The organism is Pseudomonas cichorii, from assembly GCF_003700275.1.
Classification (GTDB): Bacteria; Pseudomonadota; Gammaproteobacteria; order Pseudomonadales; family Pseudomonadaceae; genus Aquipseudomonas; species Aquipseudomonas cichorii_B.
The window spans coordinates 116208-122954 of sequence record NZ_RBRE01000059.1; the positions used below are offsets into that span (position 1 = coordinate 116208).

Below are 6747 nucleotides of genomic sequence, written 5' to 3' on the forward strand. Positions count from 1 at the left end.
AACGGCTAAATGAAAGAGGGCGTTATGAGTCAAGAAAGCATCAACTGGGAAACTCTGGGTTTCGACTACATCAAAACCGACAAGCGCTACCTCTCTCACTGGCGTAACGGTGCCTGGGATGAAGGCTCACTGACCGAAGACAACGTTCTGCACATCAGTGAAGGTTCTACCGCGTTGCATTACGGTCAGCAGTGTTTCGAGGGCCTGAAGGCCTACCGCTGCAAGGATGGCTCGATCAACCTGTTCCGCCCCGACCAGAACGCCCAGCGCATGCAGCGCAGCTGTTCCCGTCTGTTGATGCCTCATGTACCGACCGATGTCTTCATCGAGGCGTGCAAGAAGGTCGTCCAGGCCAACGAGCGCTTCATTCCGCCCTATGGCTCGGGCGGTGCCTTGTACCTGCGTCCGTTCGTGATCGGTGTTGGCGACAACATCGGCGTGCGTACTGCGCCCGAGTTCATCTTCTCGATCTTCTGCATTCCGGTTGGCGCCTACTTCAAGGGCGGCCTGAAACCGAACAATTTCGTGATCTCCGGTTACGACCGCGCCGCGCCAAACGGCACCGGCGCAGCCAAGGTCGGTGGCAACTATGCCGCCAGCCTGATGCCAGGTTCCGAAGCCAAGAAACACAGCTTCGCCGACTGCATCTACCTCGACCCGCAAACCCATTCAAAGATTGAAGAAGTCGGTTCGGCCAACTTCTTTGCGATCACTGCCGACAACAGGTTCATCACCCCCAAGTCGCCTTCGGTACTGCCGGGTATCACGCGCCTGTCGCTGATGGAACTGGCGGAAACGCGCCTGGGCCTGACCGTTGTGGAAGGCGATGTCCTGATCGACAAGCTTGCTGACTTCACCGAAGCGGGCGCCTGCGGCACAGCTGCGGTGATCACTCCGATTGGCGGGATTTCCTACAAGGAAAAACTGCACGTCTTCTACAGCCAGACGGAAGTCGGCCCGGTGACCCGCAAGCTTTATGCAGAACTCACCGGTGTGCAATCCGGCGACGTCGAAGCGCCAGCCGGCTGGATCGTCAAGGTCTGACCAACCCCTGGCGGGAGCGAATTCATTCGCGAAGCATGCACATTGCTTTCGCGGATAAATCCGCTCCCACACAGAGACGGTATCTACACGGCTTCCTTGCCCGGCCCCAGCACGATCGCCAGATGCCGCAGATCGGCAACCTCGACGCTGAAGCTTTTCCCCGATGGGCTTTTGACGACATTCCCCAGCGCGTAAACCGTAAAGAACTTCACTTCGTCGGCATGGCTCAACAGTTCGCTGATATAGCGGCTGGAGCGATAGGCCTGCATCTGCGCGGGTGACACGTACAACGTCACCAGCTTGCCTTCAAGCCGGTCGAAGAACTTGAACTTGAACCCCAGCCCATAACGCTCTACCAGACCGCCGCCATAAAGCACGCGGCCGTTATCACCTGTCTGGGCGTATTTGATATGGCGAAAGTATGAACGCAGTGACAGCTCACCCTGGCCGGGAATCTTCAAGGTCAGCAGCTTGAAGTCATCGGCAGGCAATTGCGCCTTGGCCTGACGATAGCTGTCCACCAAGCGTTCCAGATTATTGGTGCGGGTTTCACTGTAGCGCGGTGTTGCCGGTTTGGAGGTTTCTGCTGCTGGAGTAGCGTTGGCAGCCTGTGGAACGCGAGGGCCGGCCTTGTCTGGCCCGGCCTTTTCCTTGACAGGCTCTTTTATGGCTGGATCGAAGACGTCGATGTAATCATCCAGCTTGCGCTTGGCCTTGCGGGTGCGAACCTGTGGGTCGCTCTCTTCAACCGCGGTTTCTTCCTCGACTTCCTGGCCATCGTCCTCGACCCACTCGCATGTAGCGTGATGGTCGTAATGCGGATTGGCGCGAAAGTGCGCGGCCACGAAGGTCGGGTTGTCCTGAGGCTTCACGTCATAACGCACGCCCGTCACTTTCGCCCCCAGCGCCCGGCAGGCTTCACTCGAACAGAGAAACTCGAATCGCGAGCGTGGCGGCTCCTGCGAAAAATACTCACGTCTGGCGGCGGTAATCGACAGTTCCTGCTGCAACTCGACGCAGAACGCACGAGTGATGGTTTTGCTGGGCTTCATGCTCGGTGGGTGCCTTCCAGTCGTTGTTCCTGCAACAACCTATTTCAGCCGCACACAGCTTGCAACCACTGCTGAACGGAATCGACATGCGATTGCCGTTCAGCCCCCGGACGGCTTACTGACCCGGCACCGCCAGCCACTCGCCGAGCGTCTGTTGATAAGCGCCTGTGGCCTTGCTCAGGTGCAGCCACTGGTCGACGTAGCTTTTCCAGGTCATGTCGTCGCGTGGCAGCAAATAGGCCTTTTCACCGTATTGCATGTAACGGGTCGGGTTGACCGCGCACAGGCCCGGCATGCGTTTCTGCTGGTACAGCGCTTCGGAGGCGTCGGTGATCATCACGTCGGCCTTCTTGTCCAGCAACTCCTGGAAGATGGTCTTGTTGTCATGGAAGGCAATCGGCGCCTTGGGCAGATAGGCGCGGGCAAAGGCCTCGTTGGTGCCACCGGCAGGTTCGATCAGGCGCACGGATGGCTGGTTGATTTGCTCGATGGTCTGGTACAGGGCCTGATCTTCGCAGCGCACCAGCGGAATCTTGCCGTCGACATCCAGCGTGTTGCTGAAGAACGCCTTCTTCTGGCGCTCCAGAGTGACCGAGATGCCGCCCATGCCGATGTCGCACTTGCCGGCAATCATGTCCGGCATCAGGGTTTTCCAGGTGGTCGGCACCCATTGCACTTTGACCCCAAGGCTCTTGGCCAGCGAGCGTGCCATCGTGATATCGATACCTTCGTACTCACCGTCCTCGCGCAGGAACGTGTAAGGCTTGTAATCGCCAGTGGTACAGACTGCCAACTGGCCAGCCTGGATCACTTTGTCCAGGTGCGAGGTCGGTTCCGCGGCCTGAGCCATGTTTGCAAGCCCCAGCAGCAGAGCGGTCAGAGCGCTGTGTTTCAGGTTCATCATGGGGCGGGGTGCTCGCGGTCAGTGAGGGGAGCGACAGAGAATGCTAAAAAACCAGGCCATGCTCAAGAGATCGATTGCCAATCGGTGCTTGAACATTTCGTAAAAAGGCGTAATGTTGTGCCCCATGATTCTTGAACAACTCAAAGCGGTCGGCAATGACACTCGCATGATGATCATGGAGTGGCTCAAAGACCCTCAGGCCCATTTCCCTCCCCAGGACCACGGTGATCCGGCGATAGGGGTGTGCATGTCGCATATTCAGGCCAAGGCCTGTCTTTCGGCGTCCAGCGCTTCGGCTCATCTGGCCATCCTGCTGCGTGCCGGTCTGGTCCAGACTACCCGGATAGGCAAGTGGACCTACTTCCGTCGCGACGAACAGGCCATTGACCGGTTCGCCGACCGGCTCAAGAACGAGCTTTGAGTTTTAGGAATTCATTTCGTCATTTCGCATAATGTTGAATCGATAGGAGATTTACCATGAGCAACAAAACCATTTACGTACAGGCTGGTGGCGGCTACGACCGCGTGATCGTTGGCGACAGCGAAGTACTGGCCCCCAAGGCCGGTGAAATCACCGTGCGCCTGCATGCCAACTCCCTCAATTATCACGACTTCGCCGTGGTCAGCGGCATGTGGGGCCCCAGCGAGTCGCGCATTCCCATGGCCGACGGTGCCGGTGTGGTCACGGCGGTGGGTGAGGGCGTCGACGAGTTCAAGGTTGGCGATTCGGTCGTCAGTACCTTCTTCCCGGACTGGATCAGCGGCGAGCCGCTGGTGGAAGGCTTCGTCACCGTTCCGGGTGATGGCATCGATGGCTATGCCCGCGAACAGGTCACGGCCCGCGCCACATCCTTCACCCACGCACCAATCGGCTATACCCACGCCGAAGCCTCGACCCTGACCACCGCCGGCCTGACCGCCTGGCGTGCGCTGATGGCTGATGGCGGTCTGAAAGCCGGTGATACCGTGCTGGTTCAAGGCACTGGCGGCGTATCGATCTTCGCCCTGCAGTTCGCCAAGATGGCTGGTGCAACCGTCATCGCCACATCCTCCAGCGACGAGAAACTGGAGCGTCTGCGCGAACTGGGCGCCGATCACCTGATCAACTACCGCAAGGACGCCAACTGGGGCGAAACCGCTCGCGCACTGACCGGTGGTCGTGGTGTTGATCACATCATCGAAGTCGGCGGCCCATCGACCCTGGAACAGTCGATGAACGCTGCACGTGTCGGCGGGCATATTTCGGTGATCGGCATTCTGACCGGGGTAACCGGAGAGCTGGCGATTGTCCCGGCGCTGGTCAAGCAACTGCGCCTGCAAGGCGTGCTGGTCGGCAGCCGTACCCAGCAGCAAGAGATGATCCGTGCCATCAACGCCAACGGCATGCGCCCGGTCATGGACCGTTCGTTCCCGCTGAGTGATATCGTCGAAGCATTCCGCTATCAGGAAACCAACCAGCACTTCGGCAAGATCACGCTGGATATCTGATCGCTGCACAGGCGCCTCTTCGCACCCGCTCCGGGTGGGGAGAGGCCTCAGGTATAGGTTTCTTCCAGCTCCGTGAGCTGTTCCTCGATGGCCGTCATCAGGGTTTCCCAGTCGGCCTGGGTTCTTTGCCAGGCTTCGCCTTCATGGACATAGAGCAGATCCACGATCGAGTGGGTGACCTTGCCCTTGCCAACTACCCCGAAGGCTTCGGCATTCAGCGCACGCGCCAGCATCTCGAGTTCAGCGGCATGGTTGAGCCAGCGCCAGTGGCTTTTGATCACCACCTTGTCGAGCAGAATGCACTGCTTCTTGAACGCCCTCATGGCCAGCCCGAGCGGACTGGCACTTAGCAACGAATCGATCTGGCGTGTATCGCCGCTGCTCTTCTGCTCGGCATTCGGGCCGAAAAACCATTCGTTGAAACCAATCTCGACCTCCCGAAACGCGACACTGGCATCCCAGATCACACTGAGCGCCTTGTGCTGGCGCACATCACGCTTCCAGGACCCATAAGCCCTGAACGCCACACCCGCGATCCCGATCACCGCCAGGGCTTCGATCAGCGAAGAGGCCGAATACAAGACAAAATAAGCATCCACCGCCCGACCAGGATGACCGCCGGAAAGCGCACTGTAGAAAGTCGCCGCAACAATGACCATCAACGCAAGACAGGCACTGTAGAACCCGAAGGCATAAGGGTCTTTCATTATTATTCTTGTCCCTATCAGTCAAGGTGGCTGGAGCATCAACCGCTTAAATGATGGGATTGAGGGTAGTCGAGAGTGGGGGTGTTTGCAGCGAGGGCTGACCGGAGCGGGCTTAGTGACTGAGTATCGTCAGTGGGTGGGTACGGGGTTTTTGAGCTGCCTGTGCGGCAGTGAAGAGTTGCATTAGAGAATGCATGCAATCCATCCTTTTCTGAGCTGCCTATGCGGCAGTGAAGGATCAATCCCACAAGCGCGACACGCCCAGGAATTTCTGAGCTGCCTATGCGGCAGTGAAGAGTTCCATTTCGGCCCGCTCAAGCAGGGCGTATTTCTGAGCTGCCTATGCGGCAGTGAAGCGCTCGAACTTGGGTGGCGGCCCCTTCCAGGTTTTCTGAGCTGCCTATGCGGCAGTGAAGATCAATCAGCAGCTGCATCGCCTGCGCAATATTTTTCTGAGCTGCCTATGCGGCAGTGAAGATGAAAGAAACGACGGTAAACAGGAACGCATGTTTCTGAGCTGCCTATGCGGCAGTGAAGTAGACACTTTGCTCAATAACTCAGCGTTTTTAAAGAGAAATCATCCTCGGGAGGCTGTTTTACCCTTTTTTTCAGGGCTTTCATAAGTCATTGATTTCAAAAGCCATCGATAACACCTGAAAAAAGAGGGTCAACAATACCTACGGTGATTGATCCCAAGCCTGTCCCGGATCTTGCCTGAGATCAGGCCACTTCAGCACGTGCAGGCAATGTCGGGTCAGGTTGCGAAGGCATCCAGCACCTTGCGTAACACGCCCCGTCGGGGTGGCAGCGGAACTTCCAGTGCCACCTGCGGCATGTCCAGCAATCTAATCCACGACTCATCGCGCCACTGCATCACGCTCAATGACGTGCCTGGCCATTGCAGGTGGCAGATCTTCGGGTTGTCCAAGGTGGCATTTTGTGGCGCGTGCAATACCGTCAGCACTTCATGCGTCAGCCACTGCCGCAGCGCCCGGTTTTCAGGCACGTAGTGATGAACCAGCAACGCAAACGCGCCGGATTCACTGACCATTAACTGCTTCTGCCAGTTGCCATTGGCCTGCAACCAGACCATCCGACGCTGATCGGCATCCAGCTTGAGCACCGAGCGTTCGCCTAGTGTCTGGCCCATCAAGCGAGCAAGATCGGCAAGGCAAAACCATGCCTGAGCTTCGGTGAATATTGCTCTTAGCATCCGGTGATGGCGGAAGAACAGGGTGGCTTCAAAAGAGTCGGTACAGGGAGATGTTGGCAAGGTATTTCGCATGGATGGCACTCTACTTGGATTACTCGTTAGAGCTGTCATGCATTGTCGCCAAACAATGGGTGGCAGCTGTGTGAGGGTTGGCGAACCGGCAAGTAGATAAACCCGGCAGGCCCGAAGGCCTCCCGCACACAGCCGCCATAACGCGGGCGCAGACAGCATAAAACGTCTGCGCCGTGATGGGGAGTATTTGTACTTGATCGGGTCGCCAAACCCTTTCGCCGATGTTGCAGCGAATGGCGGGGAGGTTAGCCTGTAGTGGTCAACTTT

At 57.8% G+C, this 6747-nt stretch carries 7 protein-coding genes and 1 CRISPR repeat array; of the genes, 3 read left to right on the plus strand and 4 right to left on the minus strand.

Annotation, left to right across the window (positions count from 1 at the left end):
• The first annotated feature begins 24 nt into the window (after positions 1-24).
• On the plus strand, positions 25-1044 hold the full coding sequence (locus ALQ04_RS16435) for a branched-chain amino acid aminotransferase (RefSeq protein ID WP_122316808.1): 1020 nt from the start codon (positions 25-27) through the stop codon (positions 1042-1044).
• 83 nt (positions 1045-1127) lie between these two features.
• On the opposite strand, the gene ALQ04_RS16440 is transcribed toward ALQ04_RS16435, so the two are convergent.
• A complete protein-coding gene (locus ALQ04_RS16440) occupies positions 1128-2096 on the minus strand; it encodes an ATPase (RefSeq protein WP_122316809.1) in 969 nt (322 codons plus the stop codon).
• Between the two features lie 115 nt (positions 2097-2211).
• Positions 2212-3000 (minus strand): transporter substrate-binding domain-containing protein, encoded by a 789-nt coding sequence (locus tag ALQ04_RS16445; RefSeq protein ID WP_122316810.1) that lies wholly within the window; start codon positions 2998-3000, stop codon positions 2212-2214.
• Between the two features lie 112 nt (positions 3001-3112).
• On the opposite strand from ALQ04_RS16445, the gene ALQ04_RS16450 reads away from it, so the two are divergent.
• Together ALQ04_RS16450 and ALQ04_RS16455 are read left to right on the plus strand one after the other, a co-directional pair.
• Positions 3113-3421 (plus strand): helix-turn-helix transcriptional regulator, encoded by a 309-nt coding sequence (locus ALQ04_RS16450; protein ID WP_122316811.1) that lies wholly within the window; start codon positions 3113-3115, stop codon positions 3419-3421.
• A gap of 56 nt (positions 3422-3477) precedes the next feature.
• On the plus strand, positions 3478-4488 hold the full coding sequence (locus ALQ04_RS16455; RefSeq protein WP_122316812.1) for an NAD(P)-dependent alcohol dehydrogenase: 1011 nt from the start codon (positions 3478-3480) through the stop codon (positions 4486-4488).
• Between the two features lie 47 nt (positions 4489-4535).
• On the opposite strand, the gene ALQ04_RS16460 is transcribed toward ALQ04_RS16455, so the two are convergent.
• A complete protein-coding gene (locus ALQ04_RS16460; protein WP_122316813.1) occupies positions 4536-5195 on the minus strand; it encodes a hypothetical protein in 660 nt (219 codons plus the stop codon).
• Between the two features lie 148 nt (positions 5196-5343).
• Positions 5344-5732: a CRISPR direct-repeat array (repeat unit 28 nt; unit sequence TTTCTGAGCTGCCTATGCGGCAGTGAAG).
• 217 nt (positions 5733-5949) lie between these two features.
• The gene (locus ALQ04_RS16465; RefSeq protein WP_183142199.1) at positions 5950-6480 is read right to left on the minus strand and encodes a Bro-N domain-containing protein; all 531 of its coding nucleotides are present in this window, start codon (positions 6478-6480) and stop codon (positions 5950-5952) included.
• Positions 6481-6747: the final 267 nt, after the last annotated feature.

Bases quoted from the DNA above. Each gene is read 5' to 3' on its own strand.
- ALQ04_RS16435 (WP_122316808.1), top strand. From the start codon at position 25: ATGAGTCAAGAAAGCATCAACTGGGAAACTCTGGGTTTCGACTACATC.
- ALQ04_RS16440 (WP_122316809.1), bottom strand. From the start codon at position 2,096: ATGAAGCCCAGCAAAACCATCACTCGTGCGTTCTGCGTCGAGTTGCAG.
- ALQ04_RS16445 (WP_122316810.1), bottom strand. From the start codon at position 3,000: ATGATGAACCTGAAACACAGCGCTCTGACCGCTCTGCTGCTGGGGCTT.
- ALQ04_RS16450 (WP_122316811.1), top strand. From the start codon at position 3,113: ATGTTGTGCCCCATGATTCTTGAACAACTCAAAGCGGTCGGCAATGAC.
- ALQ04_RS16455 (WP_122316812.1), top strand. From the start codon at position 3,478: ATGAGCAACAAAACCATTTACGTACAGGCTGGTGGCGGCTACGACCGC.
- ALQ04_RS16460 (WP_122316813.1), bottom strand. From the start codon at position 5,195: ATGAAAGACCCTTATGCCTTCGGGTTCTACAGTGCCTGTCTTGCGTTG.
- ALQ04_RS16465 (WP_183142199.1), bottom strand. From the start codon at position 6,480: ATGCGAAATACCTTGCCAACATCTCCCTGTACCGACTCTTTTGAAGCC.